The organism is Streptosporangium sp. NPDC050855 (assembly GCF_044456585.1).
Classification (GTDB): Bacteria; Actinomycetota; Actinomycetes; order Streptosporangiales; family Streptosporangiaceae; genus Streptosporangium; species Streptosporangium longisporum.
The window spans coordinates 1-15783 of sequence record NZ_JBITFY010000016.1; the positions used below are offsets into that span (position 1 = coordinate 1).

11 protein-coding genes are annotated in these 15783 nt (G+C 71.7%); 3 read left to right on the forward strand and 8 right to left on the reverse strand.

Going from position 1 to position 15783, the window contains the following annotated elements; genetic code table 11:
• Positions 1-129 precede the first annotated feature (129 nt).
• From ACIBCT_RS28395 to ACIBCT_RS28415, 5 genes are all read right to left on the reverse strand, one after another.
• Complete coding sequence (locus tag ACIBCT_RS28395) at positions 130-3948, reverse strand: type I polyketide synthase (RefSeq protein WP_399193651.1); 3819 nt, start codon at positions 3946-3948, stop codon at positions 130-132.
• A gap of 20 nt (positions 3949-3968) precedes the next feature.
• Positions 3969-5012 (reverse strand): ketoacyl-ACP synthase III family protein, encoded by a 1044-nt coding sequence (locus tag ACIBCT_RS28400; RefSeq protein ID WP_399193653.1) that lies wholly within the window; start codon positions 5010-5012, stop codon positions 3969-3971.
• A gap of 18 nt (positions 5013-5030) precedes the next feature.
• Entirely contained in the window at positions 5031-5300 is a 270-nt protein-coding gene (locus ACIBCT_RS28405) for a hypothetical protein (RefSeq protein WP_399193655.1), read from the reverse strand.
• Positions 5297-6307: a ketoacyl-ACP synthase III family protein gene (locus ACIBCT_RS28410; protein WP_399193657.1), complete on the reverse strand. Its 1011-nt coding sequence runs from the start codon at positions 6305-6307 to the stop codon at positions 5297-5299. Before ACIBCT_RS28410 ends, ACIBCT_RS28405 begins: the two co-directional genes overlap by 4 nt.
• A 403-nt stretch (positions 6308-6710) precedes the next feature.
• Entirely contained in the window at positions 6711-8027 is a 1317-nt protein-coding gene (locus ACIBCT_RS28415; protein WP_399193659.1) for a cellulose binding domain-containing protein, read from the reverse strand.
• Positions 8028-8196: 169 nt separating this feature from the next.
• On the opposite strand from ACIBCT_RS28415, the gene ACIBCT_RS28420 reads away from it, so the two are divergent.
• Together ACIBCT_RS28420 and ACIBCT_RS28425 are read left to right on the forward strand one after the other, a co-directional pair.
• Entirely contained in the window at positions 8197-8496 is a 300-nt protein-coding gene (locus ACIBCT_RS28420; RefSeq protein WP_399193661.1) for a hypothetical protein, read from the forward strand.
• 67 nt (positions 8497-8563) lie between these two features.
• Positions 8564-8782 (forward strand): hypothetical protein, encoded by a 219-nt coding sequence (locus ACIBCT_RS28425; protein ID WP_399193663.1) that lies wholly within the window; start codon positions 8564-8566, stop codon positions 8780-8782.
• A 155-nt stretch (positions 8783-8937) separates the two neighbouring features.
• On the opposite strand, the gene ACIBCT_RS28430 is transcribed toward ACIBCT_RS28425, so the two are convergent.
• The 3 genes from ACIBCT_RS28430 to ACIBCT_RS28440 all read right to left on the reverse strand — a co-directional run bounded on the left by ACIBCT_RS28430 (position 8938) and on the right by ACIBCT_RS28440 (position 14206).
• On the reverse strand, positions 8938-11157 hold the full coding sequence (locus ACIBCT_RS28430; protein ID WP_399193665.1) for a cellulose binding domain-containing protein: 2220 nt from the start codon (positions 11155-11157) through the stop codon (positions 8938-8940).
• Positions 11158-11397: 240 nt separating this feature from the next.
• On the reverse strand, positions 11398-12834 hold the full coding sequence (locus ACIBCT_RS28435) for a family 43 glycosylhydrolase (protein WP_399193667.1): 1437 nt from the start codon (positions 12832-12834) through the stop codon (positions 11398-11400).
• Between the two features lie 25 nt (positions 12835-12859).
• A complete protein-coding gene (locus ACIBCT_RS28440; RefSeq protein WP_399193669.1) occupies positions 12860-14206 on the reverse strand; it encodes a family 43 glycosylhydrolase in 1347 nt (448 codons plus the stop codon).
• Between the two features lie 364 nt (positions 14207-14570).
• Here ACIBCT_RS28440 and ACIBCT_RS28445 point away from each other — a divergent pair, with 364 nt between their 5' ends.
• Positions 14571-15587, forward strand: coding sequence for a PaaX family transcriptional regulator C-terminal domain-containing protein (locus tag ACIBCT_RS28445; protein ID WP_399193671.1), 1017 nt, complete (start codon positions 14571-14573; stop codon positions 15585-15587).
• Positions 15588-15783 lie beyond the last annotated feature (196 nt).

Consider the following 15783-nt stretch of genomic DNA (forward strand, 5'->3'; position numbering starts at 1 on the left):
TGTCCACGCTACCGGCCGATCACCTCTCCCCCGCCCCCCCCCCGGGGGGGGGGGCACCGGGGGACCCGGCCGGGTAAAGCCCGGGGGGGGGCCGGGGGGGGGCCCCCCCCGGGCCCGCCCGGCGCGGTCTCAGCCCCCGATCGCGGGCATGCCCTCGGGAACGGTCTTCGCCACCGCGTCCGGCCTCGGAGCCGCGAGCAGCCCGGCCAGGTGGTCCGCGATCGCGGAGATGGTGGGCTGCTGCCACAGCAGGGTCGCGGGGAGGCGGCGGCCGAAGCGCTTCTCCAGGCGCCGCCGGACCATGACGGTCATCACCGAGTCCAGCCCCTGCTCGACCAGGGGACGCCGGACCGCCAGGTCCTCGGGCGCCAGCCTCATCACGGCCGCGATCTCCGCGCGGATCTCGGGCAGGACGCGCTCGCGCAGGTCCTCGGGCGCCACCCCGGCGAACGACTCCGCGGGCCCCCGGAGATCCTCCTCGGCCGGGGCGGGCGCGTCGATCACCGGATAGCGCAGTCCCGCCAGGTGTCCCACCACCCGGCCGTCCACGTCGGCCAGGAGCGCCCGGACGGTGTCGTCGGCGGCCGGGTCCACGGCCGCGTCGATGATCAGCGTCGAGGGCGGGGTGCCGGTCAGCACCACCTCGTCGATGTGCACGACCATGCGCAGCACCGGATCGCCGGGGAACACGCAGGGCGCCACGGACATCGCCGCGTCCAGCGCCGGTGCCCAGCTGTCGGGGTCCCCGGTGCGTACCGTGGCCCGCAGCGCGCCGTCCGCGCCGAGCAGCGTCTCGATCGTCCAGTCGAAGCCCGTCGAGGGCACGCCGACGGCGGCCAGCCGCCCGTGCACGAACCCGGGGTCGACCGGGACGAGGGAGCCGTCGTCCGGCAGCACGTCGGGCTTCGCCTGGCCCGGAGCGGCCACGTCCGCGGTGACGTGCACCAGCCAGGCGGGTTCGGGCTCGTCGGGGCCGGCCGGGGTGCGGGCCGCGAGCCGCAGTGCCGGGGGCTCGTGCACGACCTGGACCTGCCTGCGTTCCGCGGTCATCAGCGGATGCATCATCTCCACGTCGGTGAGCGTGACGTCCTCGTCCTCGGCCGCGTGCAGGAACGTGTTGACCAGCACGGCGGCGGGCACGATCTCGACCCCGTTGAGGGTGTGGCTGCCCGGGTAGGGCCGGTCGGCGTCCTCCACGCTGGTCCGCCACACCCGGGTCCGGCTCCCGGCCAGCGCGGTCCCGGCCCCGAGCAGGGTGTGGGAGCTCACGTCGTGCCCGCGGTTGTCGTCCCCGGCGTAGGACTCGCGCCAGTGGCGACGGTGCTGCCAGGCGTACGGCGGCAGGTCGGCCAGGGTGCCGGACGGCTGCAGCCGGCTCCAGTCCACGTCGACGCCGTGGCAGTGCGCCGTGCCCAGCGCGACGAGGAGGGCTTGGCGCTCCGGCTGGTTGCGGCGCAGCGACGTGCCGACGAACACGTCCTCGTACCCGTTCTCCGAGAGCGTCTCGGTCACCGAGTGCGCCACCACGGGGTGGGGGGAGATCTCCAGGAACACGCGGTGGCCGTCCTGCGCCGCGGCCGTCGTCGCCGCGACCAGCCGTACGGGGTCGCGGAGGTTGGCCGCCCAGTACGCGCCGTCCAGGACGGGCGCCGACCGGGGGTCGGCCAGCGCGGTCGTGTACATGGGGATGCGGGGCGCCCCAAACTCCAGGTCGGCGACGGCGGCGGCCAGTTCGACGGCCAGGGGGTCCATGTGCGGGCTGTGGAAGGCGACGTCGGAGGCCACCCGCCGCACCACGATGCCCTCGACCGGCCACTCGTCCAGCACCTGCTCGACGGCGGCGACGTCGCCGGACAGCACGGTGGAGCCGGGGGCCGACGCGATCGCGGCCACCAGGTCGTCGCGGCCGGCCAGCCGGTGCGCCGCCTCCTCGAAGGACAGGTCGACCATCACCATGGCGCCCTTGCCCTCGGCCCGGCGCAGCAGCCGGGAGCGGCGGCAGATCAGGCGGGCGCCGTCGGCGACGGTCATCGCGCCGGCCGTCACGGCCGCCGCGATCTCGCCGACGGAGTGGCCGATGACGGCCTTGGGAGCGACCCCGTACGCGTTCCAGAGCCTGGCGAGGCCCAGCTGCATCACGAAGATCATGGTCTGCACGCGGTCGATGGTGTCGAGGTCGCCGTCGGCGAGGACCTGCCGGGGAGAGAAACCGATCTCCTCGGCGAAGATCGGCTCCACCTCGTCGACCAGGGACGCGAACTCCGGCACGGCGAGCAGGTCCCGGCCCATCCCGCGCCACTGGCAGCCCTGCCCGGAGAAGACCCAGACCGGCCCGGGACCGGGCTCGGGCAGCACGTCGCCGAGCAGGACGTTCTCGGCCGGCGCGTCGTCGGCGAGCCTGCGCAGACCGGCCGCGAGCTCGCCCGCGTCCGCCGCGACCACGACGGCGCGACGGGTCAGGTGGGTGCGCCGCAGTGCCAGCGTGTGCCCGGCCGACGCCGGGTCGAGCCCGTCGCCGAGACGGTCGGCGAGCGTGCCCGCGTACCGCCGCAGCGCCTGCTCGGAGGCGGCCGACAGCGGGAACAGCCGCTCCCCCGTCACCTCGTCGCGGGGCGTCCTCCGGGCCGCCTCCGGGACCGGGGGCGCCTGTTCGAGCACGATGTGCGCGACCGTGCCGCCGTAGCCGAAGCTGGAGACGCCCGCCCGGCGGGGGTGGTCGCGCTCCGGCCAGTCCGACCGCTCGGTCACCACGCGCAGGCCCGAGGTCTCCCAGTCCACGGCCGGGTTCAGGGCGTTCAGCACGCTCGGGGGGATCTCCCCGCGGTGGAGGGCGAGGACCGCCTTGATGACGCCGGCGATGCCGGCGGCGCCTTCGAGGTGGCCGATGTTGGACTTGACCGAGCCGATGAGGCACGGGTCGTCCGCGGGCCGCCCCGCGCCGTACACCGAGGACAGCGCGCCCGCCTCCAGCGGGTCGCCGAGCCGGGTCCCGGTGCCGTGCGCCTCGATGTAGTCGACGGTGGACGGCGCGACGCCCGCCTGCCGGCAGGCCCGGATCATCACGTGTTCCTGGGCCTTCCCGCACGGCGCCATGATGCCGTTGGTGTGCCCGTCCTGGTTGACGGCGCTGCCGACGACGAGCGCGAGGATCCGGTCGCCGTCGCGTTCCGCGTCGGACAGCCGCTTGAGCACGATCACGCCGCAGCCCTCGCCGCGTCCGTAGCCGTCGGCCGACGCGTCGAACGACTTGGACCGCCCGTCGGGGGCCAGGGCTCCGGCCGTGCCGAGCGTGAGGGTCTGGCCCGGGGTGAGGAGCAGGTTGACGCCGCCGGCGAGGGCGACGTCGCTCTCGCCGAGCCGCAGGCTCTGCGCGGCCAGGTGCAGCGCGACCAGCGACGCCGAGCAGGCGGTGTCGACCGCCATGCTGGGGCCGCGCAGGTCCAGGGAGTAGGAGATGCGGTTGGCGACCGCGCAGGTCGCGGCGCCGATCCCGGTCCACGCCTCGATCTGGGGAAGGTCCTCCAGGAGGCGGCCACCGTAGTCGGCGGTGCAGACCCCCATGAACACCCCGGCGTCGGTGCCGGCCAGCTCGTGCGGCGGCAGGCCGGCGTTCTCCAGGGCCTCCCACGCGGTCTCCATCAGGATCCGCTGCTGCGGGTCCATCAGCTCGGCCTCGCGGGGCGACAGGCCGAAGAACTCCGCGTCGAAGCCCTCGACGTCGCTCAGGAAGCTGCCGTGGCGCACGGCGTCGCGCAGCGCGGCGGCGTGTTCGGGACCGCGGTTCTCGTACCGGCGCCAGCGTTCGGCGGGCAGCGGCCCGGTCGTGTTCCGGCCGGCGCGCAGCAGGTCCCAGAACTCGTCCGGTGAGCCGGCGTCACCGGGAAGGCGGAGCCCGATCCCGATCACCGCCACCGGCTCCACCCGGACTCCGCGCGGAGTGTCGGCCATCTGCGTTCGTTCCCTTCGGTTCAGGCCCACTGAGGCCTGTCGATGATCTTGATGACGGCACCGGAGACGGTCACTCCCGGCCCGGTGCCGAGCATCAGCATGTGGTCGCCGGGACCCAGCTGCCCGGTCGTGAGCAGGTGGTCGAGGGAGAGGACCTGGTCGCTGGCCCCGCAGTGGCCGATGGTGCGGCCGTAGTCCCAGGTGGAGCGGGACATGGGCAGGTCGAGCATGGCCATGCACCGCTGTTCGACGATCTCCTCGGAGTAGTTCATGAACGCCACCCGGGTGAGGTCGCCGGCCTTGATCCCGCTCTCGTCCAGCACGCGCTCGACGACCTCCATCAGCGCCCGCTGGATGGTGAACAGCGCCGCGGTGGCCTCGCCCCTGGGCATGACCTGCTGCCGGAACTGCTCGTTCCTGGCCGCGAAGCTCATCTTCCGCCCGACCGTGACGCCCGGGGGGAACAGGGGTTCGCTGCCCCGGTGCAGTTCCTCGGCCTCGGCCACCGTCGTCGTGCAGACCGACATCAGGCGCGCGAACCCCGGCCGCCTGGTGAGCACGAGCGCGCCGGCGGCGTCCCCGCCGATGTAGCCGGGGCCCATCCGCCACCGGTCCATCAGCGGGGTGCCGTAGTTGTCGGAGGAGACCAGCAGGGCGGCCTGCCGCCCGGGGACGGCGCTCAGGTGACCGGCCGCGAGTTCCAGGGCGAGGAACATCCCGTTGCAGCCCTGGCGGATCTCGGTGGCCAGGACGTTCCCGCCGACGAGCCGGCGCTGCAGGTAGGAGTGCGGGGGCCAGCCGTCCGGTCCCTGGTGCCACGTCGAGGCGTACAGGAGCAGGTCCAGGTCGGCGGGCGCCCGCCCGCTGCGCTTGAGCGCGATCCGCGCCGCGTGCAGGGCCATCTCCGGAGCCGGTACGTCACCGGCCACGACCGCCCCGCCCAGGTTGTGCAGCTCGGCCTCCTCGGCCGGGTACCAGCCCTTGGCGACGGCCTTCTCGACGCTGACGACGGTCCGGGGGACGAAGGCCCCCACCCCGTCGATGTACGTGTCCGCGTACCGCATGCTTCGTCCTCGCCCCGGCTAGACGGATTCGAGTTCTTCGACCATCGCCACGATGGTCACGACGTCCCGGAAGTTGTCGGGGTCGAGCTTCGCGGCGGGGATCGGGACGCCGACGTCCCTGCGGAGGAAGTTCAGCAGCCGTGCCGTCCTCAGGGAGTCCAGCAGGCCCGACACCAGGAGCGGGGTCGTCTCGTCGACCGTGATGTCGTCGCCGTCCTGGACGAGGTTGTCCTGGATGAAGCCGACCAGCCGCCGAGAGAGCCCGGTCGTGCGGGTGAGACCGGTCATGCGCGTGCCCCCGCCGTGACGGGCGAGGTGGCCAGGATCCTGAACGCCGCCGCGGCGACGGACGTGCCGGAGCCGAACCCGACCATGAGCAGGTGGTCGCCGGCCACGAGCCCGCCGGTCGCGATCAGGTGCTCGAAGGCGATGAACTGGTCCACCGCGCCGCAGTGGCCCACGCGCCTGCCGTAGTCCCAGGTCGTCTGGTCCTCGTCGATGCCCAGCCAGGACATCTGCCCGTCCAGGTCCTCGCGGCGGCCGTGCGGCAGGGCCACCTTCGTGATGTCGGAGAGCTCGATCCCGGCCTCGTCCAGGGTCCGTTCGACCTGCTGCATCATCGTCTTCTGGATCGTCAGGTGGATCCCGGTCCCCTGGGCCTTGAGCAGCCGCTGGCGGAACTCCTCGTGCCGGTCCGAGAAGCTCAGCCCCCTGCCGACGGTGGCGTCCGGGGGGAACAGCGGGTAGGCGCCGTCGTTGACCGCGTCGGCCTCCGGGATCACCGTCGCGTTCACCGACAGCAGCTCGGCCATGCCGTACCCCTTGCCGAGGAGGAGCGCGGCCGCGGCGTCGCCGATCAGCGCCCCGGGGGTCATCCGCCAGCGGTCCACCAGCGGGGTGCCGTGGTTGTCCGAGGAGACGACCATGGCCGTCTCCCGGCCGGCGTCGGCCTGGAGGTAGCTCGCCGCAAGCTCCAGCGAGCTGATCATCCCCACGCAGCCGCTCCGGATCTCGAACGCCGGAACGTTCCCGCCGAGCAGGTGCATCTGCAGGTAGTGCTGGGGCTGCCAGCCGTTCGGGCCCTGGTGCCAGACCGACGGGTAGAGCAGGAGGTCGAGCTCCTTCGGGGAGGACTCCCCCCAGCGGTCGTACGCGTCCAGGACGGCGAGCCGCGCCATCTCGGGCGCGGGCATGTCGCCGGCCACCGCCGCGCCGATCTGCCGGTACCTCTCGACCTCCTCGGCCGGGTACCAGCCCTCGCGAACCGCCTGTTCGACGCTCACACTGTCAGGCACATATACGCCGAGACTCCTGACGAACATGTTGGATGTACGCACGCGTCCCCTCACTCATCGACGATCCCGGACAACGCCCCTCGGGCAGCGGAAGGCGGCTCATCCGATTCATTTCGGGCGCCGGGATATCAGGCGACCCCCGGCCGGGCATGAAAGCAACGGGAAATAGTCCGGCGAGCCGCCACGGGCAAGAATAGAGGCGGCCCGTCGGGGAAAGCAATATAAACACGGGTAATCCGGTAGGTGACATTCCGTGGCCGGAATTCAACGGAACGTGTCGGCCCCGGAAATGCGTCTTTCCGCTCCACGCCGCGGTTTCCGGGAATGTAATGGCGAGGAGTCAGGACGATGTGAGAACGGCGCCGAGCCGTCGCCATTCCGGCGACGGCCCGGCGCACCGGCGTCAGGGCACTCTCGTGCAGACGATGTTGTTGAGTTTGAACTGGGCCGGAATACCGTTCGTCCCGGTGGCGGTCGCCGAGAAGCCGAAGCTCTGGCTGGAGCCGGAGCCGATGTAGGAGTTGTGGCCGGCGTCGCGGGCGGTCACCTGGGTGCCGGTCTGGGTCACCGTGGCGTTCCAGCCGCCGGTGATCTGCTGGTTGCCCGGCCAGGTCCAGGTCAGGACCCAGCGGTCGACGGGGGTCGTGCCGGTGTTCTTGATCGTCACGCTGCCGTTGAAGGCGCCGGTCCAGACGCCGGTGGTGTAGGTGACCTCGCAGGCGTTGCCCATCTTGAGCCCGCCGCGCAGGAAGGTCGTGAAGTTGGCCCAGGTGGGGTTCAGCGTTCCGGTGGAGACGGTCTCGCCGCAGTCGGTGGTGGTGCGGACGGTCTGCAGGCCGTACTGGGCGGGGTCCATGATCTGGGGCATCATGTGGTCCGCGCCGGGCACCGAGACGAACGTGGCGTCGCCGCACTGGGCCTTGATCCTGTTGTAGAGCAGGACGCTCTGCCCGTGCGGCACCAGGAAGTCGGCCTGGCCGTGCAGGAACATCAGCGGCGGGTCGTTCGCGTCGGCGTAGGTCATCGGGTTGGCCTGGGCCACCGTGGCCGGGCAGGTCTGGATCGGGCAGCCGACCAGGAGGGACTCCGGGGAGGCGGGAGAGTTGTGGTCGAGCCCGCCGGTCGGCAGGTTCTGCGCGTTCATCTGCAGGAAGTCGGTGGGACTGAAGAAGGCGATCCCCACCTGCACGGCGCTGGAGACGCCGGTCGTGCCGACGGTGCCCTCCATCGCCGCCACGCCGCCGGACAGGGTGGCCATCTCCGTGAGCCAGCCTCCCGAGGAGTCGCCCATGATCGCGAACCGGTTGGGGTCGAGCTGGTAGGTGGCGGCGTTCGCGCGCAGCCAGCGGATGGCCGCCTTGATGTCGTGCACCTGGGCCGGGAAGATCGCCTGGGCGCTGGACCGGACGCTGACGCCGGCCACGGCGAAGCCCAGGGGGTTGAAGATCGCCGCGATGGCGTCCGCCCCGGCCTTGCCGTCGTCGCTCGTCCACGCCGAGCCGGTGTGCCAGATGATCAGCGGCCGGGGCGTGATGCCGGTGGACGGCAGGTGGAGGTCCAGCAGGTGTCCCCTGCTCCCGGCCGGTTGCGCGGGTGCGTAGGCGATGTCGGTTATCACCTGGGCGTGGGCCGGCGGCGCCAGGGCCGTCGACACGGCGGTGGCTGCCAGCATGGTCACCGCCATGACGGCGGTCATGGCCATACGGATTCGAGCTTGCATGAGGCGACTCCGGTCGGATGATCGCCGCTTCCCCGGTGACCGTCCGTGTCTTCTCCTGTGCCGGGACAGCCGTGATCGGTACCGCCGACCGTAGCGCCTGCGAGAACAACGTCCTGCTCGAGTGTCGCGACTTACATCGATATGGGCGGGGCGACGATATGACACCCGGGTGATGGCGGTCAAAGGTTTCTTCATATCGTTTCGACCGACCAGAAACACCGGCACGAACCGTACTTTACCCGTCATACAGCGTGAAGAAGCACAGATCATCCATGGCATGCACAGGCAGCCGGATACGCACCTGCGAGGCATTTCAAGAACGCCGCGTATGGAATTGGACAGCGACCGGAACATCACTCCGGAAGGCCGCACACCGTCTTTACCACCGGTGAATGTCCGTGAAACACACGCCGCCCTCGACGACACCGATGAAAGTTTCATCCCCGCACCGCGGCCGATTGGGACCTGACAATCTTTCTGGCTCGCAGTGAGTGATAATGTCCACTTTCATGATCTCCCCACTCACAGGAGGACGAATGCGAAAGACCCGCGCTGTTCTCGTCTCGGCCGCCGTGGTCCTCGGAGCGACACTGACGATCGGCGCCACCCCGGCGCACGCCGAGACGCTGGCCGGCGTCTTCAGGGAGCACTCGGAGTGCGAGCGGGTCGGGACCCGCGGCACCGACCAGGGCTGGTGGGACGACTATTCCTGCGAGTGGGAGAGCCGTTACCGCTACTACTTCCTGTACGCGTGACCCCGTGACGCTTCCTGTACGCGCGACCCCGTGAGACGCGCGCCCGGCTCCGGGAGGCCGGACCGGGCGCGCGCTTCGGGCGCCCCCTCCCACCAGGAGGGGACGCCCGCCGGAAGGCACCGGGGGATCAGGCCCGGATCCCCCGGTGCCGGGTCCTACCGGAGGTAGACCTTGGGCTGGGCCGGGGTGGCCATGCCGTTCCCGATGAAGAAGCTCGGGTGCGGCGGCTGGTTGTAGGCGGTGTTCTGCCAGGCCAGCGCCACCCGGTACTGCGGGTCGTGCAGCAGGGTGTGGATCTTCGTGGTGGTCACGTGCGGCGTGGCGTAGATCCGCAGGGCCCGGTTGTCGGTGGTGGGCCAGATGACCTCCTCACGCCAGTCGCCGAGGATGTCACCCGACAGGGACGGGGTGGCCTTGGTGCCGTTGTTGGAGTGCACCCCCGAGGCGCTCAGCAGCCGGGTCTCGCCGCCGGTGCCGTACTTGTCGATCCGGGTCTGGTCCAGCAGCTCGCGCAACGGGTCGCCGTCCCACCAGGCCAGGAAGTTGGCCGAGGAGGGCTGGCGGCCGACGACCGTGCCCGCGGTGTTGCGCAGGCCGTTCTGGCCGGCGCCCGCCGCCCAGGACTCGGCGCCGGGGCTGCCCGCGTAGATGTCGGCGGCCACCCCGCGCCCGGGGCCCTCCTCCGAGCTGGCGGCGGTCTGCCACAGCCTCGACCCGGTACGGGCGTCGACCATGTACAGGCCGGGGCTGGCGGCCCACTCGGAGATCTTCACGTACTCCAGGCCCGGACGGGAGGGGTTGAGGTCGCCCAGGTGACCGGCGTCCCCGTGGCCCAGGCCGGTGTTCCACAGGCCGCGGCCGTTGTCGTCGATGGCGGCGGCGCCGTACAGGATCTCGTCCCTGCCGTCGGCGTCGACGTCGCCCACGCTCAGGGAGTGGTTGCCCTGGCCCGCGTAGCCGCCGTTGCCGGAGGCGTTGGAGTCGAAGGTCCAGCGCTTGACGAGGGAGCCGTTGCGGAAGTCCCAGGCCGCGATCACGGCGCGGGTGTAGTAGCCGCGGGCCATGATCAGGCTGGGGCGCCGGCCGTCGAGGTAGGCGGTGCCGGCCAGGAACCGGTCGACCCGGTTGCCGTAGGTGTCTCCCCAGGAGCCGACGTTGCCGCGCGGCGGGTCGTAGTTCACCGTGGACATCGCGGCGCCGGTCTGGCCGTTGAACATGGTCAGGTACTCGGGCCCGGTGAGGATGTAACCGTCGGAGTTGCGGTGGTCGGCGCTCGCGTTGCCGATCACGGTGCCGCGGCCGTCGACGGTGCCGTCGGCGGTCTTCATCGCGACCTCGGCCCTGCCGTCGCCGTCGTAGTCGTAGGCCTGGAACTGGGTATAGTGCGCCCCGGCCCGGATGTTGCGGCCCAGGTTGATCCGCCACAGCCGGGTGCCGTCCAGCCTGACGCCGTCGACGTAGACCGGGTCGGTGACGCCGGCCTGGGAGTTGTCCTTGGAGTTGTTGGCCTCCCACTTCAGCACGATGTCCAGGCGTCCGTCGCCGTCCAGGTCGGCGGGGGCGGCGTCGCTGGCGTGGTGTCCGGAGGACGGCGGGGTGATCGGCACGTCCAGGTAGCCGTTGCCGAACCGCAGCGAGGTCTCCGACGCCGGGCCCTCGCTGCCGCCGCTGACCGCCCGCACCGTGTAGGAGGCGTCGGCGGCGGCGCCGGAGTCCAGGTGGTTGGTGGAGTTGGTCACGCTCGCGATGCGGGTGCCGCCCCGGTACACGTTGAACGACGTGTCGCGGGTCTCGGTGCCCAGCAGCCGCCAGGACACCAGGTTGCCGGACCCGGAGCGCACGCTGATCAGGCCACGGTCCAGGTCCTCGGCCTGCTTGGCGTCGGCCGGGGGCGTCGGGGTCGGTGTGGGGGTGGGGGTGGGCGTCGGGGTCGGGGTCGGGGTCGGGGACACGGTGGGCGTCGGTGTGGGCGTCGGGGTCGGCGAGGCGGTGCCGCCGTCGCAGACCGTGCCGTTGAGGGAGAAGGAGGCCGGGGCGGGGTTGGACCCGTTCCAGGAGGCGTTGAACCCGAAGGAGGCGCTGCCGCCGGAGGGGATGGCGGCGTTGTAGCCGGCGTCGACGGCCGTCACCGCCGTCCCGCTCTGCGTGGCGGTGGCGTTCCACGCCTGGGAGATCTGCTGGCCTGCGGTGAAGTTCCAGGTCAGCCGCCAGCCGTTGACCGGGTCACCGAGATTGTCGATCGTCACGTTGGCGCCGAAGCCGCCGCCCCACTGGCTGGCGATCTCGTAGGTGACGCGGCAGGACACCGCCGCGGAGGCGGGCGCCTGGACGACGGCCCCTCCCAGCAGCACCGCGCACACGGCGCCGCCGATCACGGCGCGGCTCCGTGTCAGATGGATGAAACGTTTCATGTCTGGCCCAATCAGATGGTGGTTCCGTTGGTTCGTCGGGGATCGTCGTTTCTGGCCCCGCTCCCGGATGACGGCGTTCCGCGAGCGGGGCGGCGTCCGGCGCCGGTCGGGCACCGGACGCGCCGCGCCCTCGCCCCGCCATCGGGTCCGGAGCGGTGCCGGGGACGTCCGCGCCGGCACGGGGCCCGCGCGGACGTCGTCCGATCAGCTCGCCGGCTCCCCGGAGGGGGAGTTCAGCGTGGTGCCGAGCCGGACGGGTGTGCCGAAGTTCGGCGTGCCGTCGGCGTTCCAGGTGAACTTCTGGGCCCGGGTGCTGCGGTTCATGTCGCAACCGCCGCTCGCCGAGCTGTTGGCGTGGTAGACGATCCAGTCCTCGGTGCCGTCGGGGGACGTGAAGAACCCGTTGTGGCCGGGCGCGTAGACGCCGTTGGCGTCGCTGCGCTGGAAGACCGGGGTGGGGTGCTTGGTCCAGTGGGCGGGGTTGAGGGGGTCGGCGCCGGTGAGGGTGAGCATGCCCAGCTTGTAGTCCGGGCCCCAGCAGGCGCTGGCGGAGTAGATCACGAAGGTCTTGCCGTTGTGGTACAGCGGTTCGGGCCCCTCGGCCACCGCGGCGGTCTGCCGCTCCCAGGCGTAGGTGGGCGAGGAGAGCCTGACCCGGGAACCGCCGATCGTCCAGGGGTTGCTCAGCGGGGTGATGAACAGGCTCTGGGTGCCGGGGTTGTAGGTGCCCATCAGGTACAGCCGGCCACCGTGCCGCAGGACGCTGGCGTCGAGCTGCCAGTCGCCGCCCAGGTCGGCCTTGAAGGTGTACGGACCCATGGGATCGGTGCCCGCGCTCTCCAGGACGTGCAGCCGCTGGGTGGGGTTGAAGTCGGCGACGTTCTGGCCGGCCACGTAGTACATGTACCAGCGCTTGCCGTTGGGCCCGTCCAGCAGGTGGAACTCCGGGGCCCACATGTTGCAGCAGCCGTTCGCCCTGCCCGCCAGGTCGAACACGACGGTGTCGGGAGCGGTCGCCAGCCCGCCCAGCGTGCGGGAGCGGCGCATGGTGATGGTGGAGTTCCAGGTGGTCGTGGCCAGGTAGTAGTAGCCCCCGTGGTGGGTCAGCCACGGGTCCGGGCCTCGTGTCTTGATCGGGTTGGTGAAGGTGTTGCGCGGGCCGGTGGTCGGGGTCGGTGACGGGCTGGGGCTGGCCGTCGGGCTCACGGTGGGGGTCGGGGTGGGCGTGGGGGTGGGGGTGGCGCCGGTGCAGGCGACGCCGTTGAGCGCGAAGTCGCCGGGGGCGGGGTTGGTCGTGCCCGAGGAGGCGTTGAAGCCGAACGTGGTGCTGCCGCCGGAGGGGATCGCGGCGTTGTAGCCGGCGTCGACGGCCGTCACTACCGTCCCGCTCTGCGTGGCGGTGGCGTTCCACGCCTGTGAGATCCGCTGGCCTGCGGTGAAGTTCCAGGTCAGCCGCCAGCCGTCGACCGGGTCACCCAGATTGCGCACGGTGACGTTACCGGTGAACCCGCCCGACCACTGCGAGGCCACCGCGTAGTCCACCCGGCAGGCCACCGCCGCCTGGGCCGTGGCGGCCGGTACGACGACGGCGGCGCCGAGAAGCAGGGCCGCCGCCATGGCGCGTGTTCGGAGAAGACGCATGGTGATCACTCCTGACGGGCCGGGGTCAGTAGACGAACGGCCAGCCGGCCGAGTCGTAGCCGATCCGGTTGATACCGAGAAGGGAGGCGCCGTTGTCGGCGTAGTAGTGGTAGACCAGCAGCTCACCGTCGGTGTCGGCGAGGACGGCCTGGTGGCCCGGGCCGTGGATCGAGCCGTGCCCGGCCAGCACCTGGGTGCCGCCGCCGGAGGTCATCGCGACGCCGTTGCGGTCGACGTAGGGGCCGGTGACGCTGGTGGAGCGGCCGACCATGACCCGGTAGGTGCTGGCGGCGCCGTTGCAGCACCGGTCGAAGGACACCCACTGGTAGTAGTAACCGCCGCGCTTGACGATGAACGGCGCCTCGATCGCGGTGCTGCCGGGACGGGCGGCGATGCTGCGGACCGTGGTGTTCAGGCGCTTGCCGGTGGCCGGGTCCAGCTCGATCAGCTTGATGCCGGACCAGAAGGAGCCGAAGGACATCCACCAGCGGCCCTGGTCGTCGACGATCAGGTTGGGGTCGATAGCGTTGTAGTTGCTGGAGGCGGTGGTGGAGATGACCAGTCCACGGTCGGTCCAGGACCCGGAGGCCCCGGTGGGGCTGGTGGCCAGGAAGATCGCCGAGTTGGTGGAACCGAAGCTGGAGGCGGAGTAGTACAGGTAGTACTGGCCGTTGTGGTAGGAGATGTCCGGTGCCCACAGGTTGCGGGCACCCCCGGTGTAGGGGGTGGTCCAGGGGGCGCCGCCGGGGAAGACACTTCCGGCGTTGCGCCAGTTGACGCGGTCGGTGGACGTCTTCAGGGCGACGTTGTCGCCGGTGTGGGCCATGAGATAGCCGCCGCCGGGCCGCCTGACCACCGTGGGGTCGTGCACGCCGATGTCGCCCGTGACGCGGCCGGGAGCGGGGTAGGACGCCGGCGGAGTCGTCGGCCCCGTCGGGGTCGGGGTCGGGGTCGGGGTCGGGCTGACCGTCGGGCTCACGGTGGGGCTGGCCGTCGGGCTCGCGGTGGGGGTGGGAGTCGCCGGAGCGCCGGTGCAGGCGACGCCGTTGAGCGCGAAGTCGCCGGGGGCGGGGTTGACCGTGCCCGAGGAGGCGTTGAAGCCGAACGTGGTGCTGCCGCCGGAGGGGATCGCGGCGTTGTAGCCGGCGTCGACGGCCGTCACTACCGTCCCGCTCTGCGTGGCGGTGGCGTTCCACGCCTGTGAGATCCGCTGGCCTGCGGTGAAGTTCCAGGTCAGCCGCCAGCCGTCGACCGGGTCACCCAGATTGCGCACGGTGACGTTACCGGTGAACCCGCCCGACCACTGCGAGGCCACCGCGTAGTCCACCCGGCAGGCCACCGCCGCCTGGGCCGGCAACTGCGCGACGACCACCGCGGGGATCGTCAGTCCGAGCGTTGATGTTAACGCTAACACGGCTCGCTGGAGTGCTCTTGATCTCTTCATGTCATGCCCATCACTGTGGTGGAGGTGGGTGGTGGCCAGACCATAGGAGCCTTGACTGGAGGAAGTCAACGAGGCGTTTTCGACTTTCGGACGGTCGCGGTCGCCGTGCCGTCGCCGCCGCCGAGGTCACCCCACCTGTCGTCCCGGTGGACATGAAATTAAAACGTGAAAATTTCATACCCTTCCGGCGGACGCGATCCGGAGCCCGCCGGGAAGCGCCGACCGGGGTCCGGTGACTCCCCGGCCGGTACAGTCGGTACGGTCGTGGACCGTCCGTGCCGGGGAGCGCACCGTGGTACGCCCGTTCGATATCGAGGAGATCTTCCCCGAGGCCGCAGCCGGGCCGCCACCAGGGCGGAGACGGCCGGGCAGCTCGGCCCAGGGCCTGGCGGTGACCCTGATCGCCGACTACACCGTGCGTACCCGGGCCTGGTTGCCCTCGGGGGCGATCGTGGCCCTGCTGGGCGAGTTCGGCGTGACCGCCGGCGCCGCGCGCACGTCCATCAGCAGGCTGGTCCGCCAGGGGGTCCTGGAGGGCAGCCGGCAGGGGCGGTACAGCTCGTACCGCCTGACCGAGGGCGCCGCGGCCGATCTGTCCAACGGCGGCACCGCGATCGCCGCCATCGGCGTGGACCCCGGCCCCTGGGACGGTTCGTGGACGGTCGTCGTCTTCTCCATGCCCGAGCAGGAGAGCACGCGGCGGCGAGCGCTGCGGGAGCACCTGCGCTGGAACGGCTACGCCCCGCTGTACGACGGTGTGTGGATCTCCCCCGATCCCCCCTCGCCGGACGGGCGTGCGGAGCTGGCGGCCGTGGCGCTCGGCTCGGTGACGATGTTCCGCGCACGGCACCTGGAACTGGAGGCGGAGGTCGACCGCGATCCGGTGCAGGCCTGGGACCTGGCGGCCATCGCGAAGGAGTATGAAACTTTCATCGACCGGTGGGGCCCGCTGGCGCCCCGGGTGGCCGCCGGCGCGGTGACCGGCGCCGCGGCGGTACGGGCCCGCACGGAGGTGATGGACGTCTACCGGCGTTTCCCGGTGCTCGACCCGATGCTCCCCGACGTCCTCATGCCGCCCGGCTGGCCGCGAGGTCGTGCCCGCGACCTGTTCGCGCAGGTCTACGACGGACTGCTCCGGCCCGCGCAGGATCACGTCCGCGCCGTGTCGGCACGCGTCGCGAACGGGCCCTGCCCCGGGATCCGGGCGCACACGGTCGCGGACATGGCCGCGGGCGTTCGCCGCGACGCGGATCGGCCTCGCCCTGCCGCGTCGTCCGCGCCGGCCGTCGCCGCCGGCATCGACGATTGACACTTGAACGTCCCGCAGTAACACTCCTTGATACACGTCGTCGTGATCCCGCACCGGTCCCCGACGCCGACACGCCCCCACCGGCGGCGGGACGGGCTCGTCCGAGCCCACCGGCGCCCGGGGGCATGGGTCACCACGACCGTGACGGTCCCGCCGGACACCGGCGGCGGCACCGTCCGCCCCTGCCGGCACGGCA

Excerpts from the sequence above, each read along its gene's own strand:
- ACIBCT_RS28395 (WP_399193651.1), bottom strand. The coding sequence starts at position 3,948 with ATGGCCGACACTCCGCGCGGAGTCCGGGTGGAGCCGGTGGCGGTGATC.
- ACIBCT_RS28425 (WP_399193663.1), top strand. The coding sequence starts at position 8,564 with ATGCGAAAGACCCGCGCTGTTCTCGTCTCGGCCGCCGTGGTCCTCGGA.
- ACIBCT_RS28415 (WP_399193659.1), bottom strand. The coding sequence starts at position 8,027 with ATGCAAGCTCGAATCCGTATGGCCATGACCGCCGTCATGGCGGTGACC.
- ACIBCT_RS28435 (WP_399193667.1), bottom strand. The coding sequence starts at position 12,834 with ATGCGTCTTCTCCGAACACGCGCCATGGCGGCGGCCCTGCTTCTCGGC.
- ACIBCT_RS28405 (WP_399193655.1), bottom strand. The coding sequence starts at position 5,300 with ATGACCGGTCTCACCCGCACGACCGGGCTCTCTCGGCGGCTGGTCGGC.
- ACIBCT_RS28400 (WP_399193653.1), bottom strand. The coding sequence starts at position 5,012 with ATGCGGTACGCGGACACGTACATCGACGGGGTGGGGGCCTTCGTCCCC.